At 69.8% G+C, this 3,113-nt stretch carries 4 protein-coding genes and 1 pseudogene; 1 reads left to right on the forward strand and 4 read right to left on the reverse strand.

From position 1 onward, the window contains the following. The 3 genes and pseudogenes from IBL25_RS25300 to IBL25_RS25310 form a co-directional block, all read right to left on the reverse strand. Nucleotides 1-195, reverse strand: a pseudogene (locus IBL25_RS25300) (hypothetical protein); the annotation flags it as partial. Nucleotides 196-279: 84 nt separating this feature from the next. Continuing rightward, a complete protein-coding gene (locus IBL25_RS25305; RefSeq protein WP_187781217.1) occupies nucleotides 280-651 on the reverse strand; it encodes a DsrE family protein in 372 nt (123 codons plus the stop codon). After that, nucleotides 639-1,466 carry a HesA/MoeB/ThiF family protein gene (locus IBL25_RS25310; protein ID WP_187781220.1) on the reverse strand — a complete coding sequence of 276 codons (828 nt, stop codon included), beginning with the start codon at nucleotides 1,464-1,466 and terminating at the stop codon, nucleotides 639-641. The genes IBL25_RS25305 and IBL25_RS25310 overlap by 13 nt, the downstream gene beginning before the upstream one ends. Before the next feature lie 150 nt (nucleotides 1,467-1,616). Between IBL25_RS25310 and IBL25_RS25315 the strand changes: the two genes are divergently transcribed. Further along, nucleotides 1,617-2,354, forward strand: a complete 738-nt coding sequence (locus tag IBL25_RS25315; RefSeq protein WP_187781218.1) for a DUF1194 domain-containing protein — start codon at nucleotides 1,617-1,619, stop codon at nucleotides 2,352-2,354. Between the two features lie 57 nt (nucleotides 2,355-2,411). On the opposite strand, the gene IBL25_RS25320 is transcribed toward IBL25_RS25315, so the two are convergent. Continuing rightward, complete coding sequence (locus IBL25_RS25320; protein ID WP_187781219.1) at nucleotides 2,412-2,816, reverse strand: DUF3775 domain-containing protein; 405 nt, start codon at nucleotides 2,814-2,816, stop codon at nucleotides 2,412-2,414. Nucleotides 2,817-3,113: the final 297 nt, after the last annotated feature.

A 3,113-nucleotide genomic window follows, 5' to 3' on the forward strand; every position in this document is an offset into this window, starting at 1 on the left:
CAGCCGGGGCGGCAAGGTCAGCACCTGGCCAGGGGGCGGCGTGGCTTCCACCCGGGGCGGCGGAGGCGGCGCCACCGGGCGGGGCGGCGCCAGCGTGCCCTGGGCCGCGCCCAGCGAGGATTGCCCCCAGGCCGGAAGAACAGGCAGCAGGAGAGAAGACAGCAACAGGGAGGGGATCAAACGAAGCCGGGCCATGGCGGGATCACGCTCAAAATGCAGCGCCCCGGTCAAGAGCCGGCGGGCATTGCTGCGCATCATCAATGAAAGCTTACGGTATCGTCATAAAGCCAGCATCTGCCCCGGCCCGACCTCGGCGAGGAAGGTGACGATGCCCGCCACCTCCACCCCCCCGGCCAGTTCGGCGGGGGCGATGGCCTCGGCGCGCAGCCCGGCCTCGCAGGCGATGCGGCGGATGCCCAGTTCCCCCGCCGCTTCCCAGAGGGTGGCGATGCCGGCGACGCCGCGCGATTCCAGCAGGGCTTCCCGCGCATCGGCCAGCAGCGGCGCATCCCGCAGCAGCAGCCGGCAGCCGGCATTGGTGGCGAAGAGCACCACCGGACGCCCCACCGCCGCCGCCCCGGTGGCGACCACCAGCGCGTAATGCGCCGCCTCATGCCCGCCGGAGCGCAGCAGCACGCCTAGAGGGAGCATGCCGGGGCCAGGGCCGCGCCCGCATGGGCGGAGAGGTCATGGATGGAGGGCGCATCGCCGCAGAGCGGGCAGGCCGGGTCGCGCTTCAGGCGGATGGTGTTGAAGCGGGTATCCAGCGCGTCCCAGAGCAGCAGGCGCCCGGCCAGGCCTTCGCCGATGCCCATAATCTCCTTCAGCACCTCGGTGGCCTGCAGGGTGCCCATCACGCCCGTGACGGCGCCCAGCACCCCGGCCTCCGAGCAGCTCGGCACCAGCCCGGGCGGCGGCGGCGCCGGGTGCAGGCAGCGGTGGCAGGGGAAGGCATGGCCCAGATGCGACTTGAAGACCGAAAGCTGCCCCTCGAAGCGCAGCACCGCCGCCGTCACCAGGGTGCGGCCCAGCAGGTGGCAGGCATCGCCCACCAGGAAGCGGGTGCCGAAATTGTCCGTGCCGTCGCAGACCAGGTCGTAGCGCGGGATCAAGGCCGTGGCGGTCTCGGCATCCAGGTGGCAGGCATGGGTTTCCACCCGCACCTCCGGGTTCAGCCGCGCCAGGGTCTCGGCCACGCTTTCCGCCTTGTTGCGGCCCAGGCGGGTCGTGTCATGCGCCACCTGCCGCTGCAGGTTGGAGAGTTCCAGCCGGTCGTCATCCACCAGCCCCAGCGTGCCTACCCCCGCCGCCGCGAGATAGAGCGCCAGCGGCGATCCCAGCCCACCTGCGCCGACGATCAGCACCCGCGCCGCGCGCAGCTTCGCCTGCCCGACCGCGCCAACCTCCCGCAACAGGATATGGCGGGAATAGCGGTGCAGCTCGTCCTCGGTGAAATCCAGCTCCATGGAAGGGATATGGGGGCTGCCGCGCCGCCGGCGCAACCATGCCCGCGCGGGCCCGCACACGAAGCCTTGCACGGCGCTTCCGCCGGAATGCTTTGCATTCCGCGCGCCGCATTCTGTTTGCTGGCAGCAGCAACCGTTGGGAGAGACCCGATGCCCCCAGTCACCCTGCGGCGACGTTCGTTGCTGGCCGCCGCGGGGCTCGCGGCACTCCCCACACCCTCCCATGCCGAGGAGCCGGTCGACACGCTGCTGGTGCTGGCGGTCGATATCTCCCGCTCGGTGGATGAGGACGAGGCCAAGCTGCAGCGGGAGGGCTATCGCAACGGCGTCTCGGACCCGCGGGTGGTGGAGGCCATGCTGGGCGGCACGCTGGGCAGCATCGGGCTGGCTTATGTCGAATGGGCGGGCTCGGAATACCAGCGGCTGGTGCTGCCCTGGCGCCGCATCGCCAGCCCGCGCGATGCCCAGGCCTGGGCCGAGGCCCTGGCGGAAGCGCCGCGCCAGTCACTCTCCTGGACCTCGATCTCCGGCGCGCTGGAATTCTCCGCCCAGGTGCTGACAAGGGCGCCCTTCGAGGGCACGCGGCGGGTGATCGATATCTCCGGCGATGGCGTGAACAACTCCGGCCCGCCGCCCGAGCCGGTGCGCGACCGCCTGGTGGCCGAGGGCATCATCATCAACGGCCTGCCCATCGTGAACGACCGCCCCACCTATGGGCGCGGCCCGCAACTGCCGCTGGACCAGTATTACCGGGATTCCGTGATCGGCGGCACCGGCGCTTTCCTGGTGGTGGCGGAGGACTTCAACAGCTTCGGCATGGCGGTGCGCCGCAAGCTGATCCGCGAGATCGCCGGCCTGCCCGGCGATGTCACCGAAGGCGCCACCTGACGGGAGAGGGGCGCGCCGCCCCTGCTCCGCCTTCAGGGCTCCCGCTGGCCGCCCGCCTCAGCGCTCGATGTCGTCGATCGAGAAGCCGAAGGCGCCCAGGCCTTCCGCCAGCAGGTCGGCCGCCAGGTCCATCTGGATCAGGTAGTCGGCGGTGCTGGTGCCGGCACCGCGCTCCTTGGCCATGGCCACCGCCTCCTCCCACTGGTCGGGCTCGTAGTCGCCGCGGCCGACCCAGGCCAGCGCCACCAGGGCCACCTGCTCATCCTCGTTCAGCTCCTCGATGAAGGTGCTGAGCGTGTCCTCGTCGAATTCCTCCTCGCCTTCGATGTCATCGATCTCGGCGCCCTCGTCCTGCTCGCTTTCCGTCTCCTGCAGCGTGCGGAGGTGGTCAACGACGGTGGCCACCGTCTCGATGCTGATGCCGAGGTCGAAATCGTCGTCGTCATCGGGTGTGTCGCTCATGCGGCTTGCCTCCTCTGGCCCGTGTCCGTGGCACGGCACAGCCCCCCCAACTCAGCAGAAGCGCATCGGCTGCATGGTGGTGGCAAAGATCGCGTGGAGTCAGCGCTCTACCGCACCGCACATGCAACGAATTGGCGGCGCTCAAGCCTTCTCACGTCAACGATATCAGTGCTCTCGCAACGTCTCTTGAGAAATGATGTTGAAAAGGCATGCATACGTCATCCTCCCCCAAGGTGACTGCTGCGGTACTGGCCACGGTACTGGCCATGGCACTGCATACCGTCCCCTCCCCCACCC

Source organism: Pseudoroseomonas ludipueritiae (assembly GCF_014490445.1).
In the GTDB taxonomy this organism is placed as follows: domain Bacteria; phylum Pseudomonadota; class Alphaproteobacteria; order Acetobacterales; family Acetobacteraceae; genus Pseudoroseomonas; species Pseudoroseomonas ludipueritiae.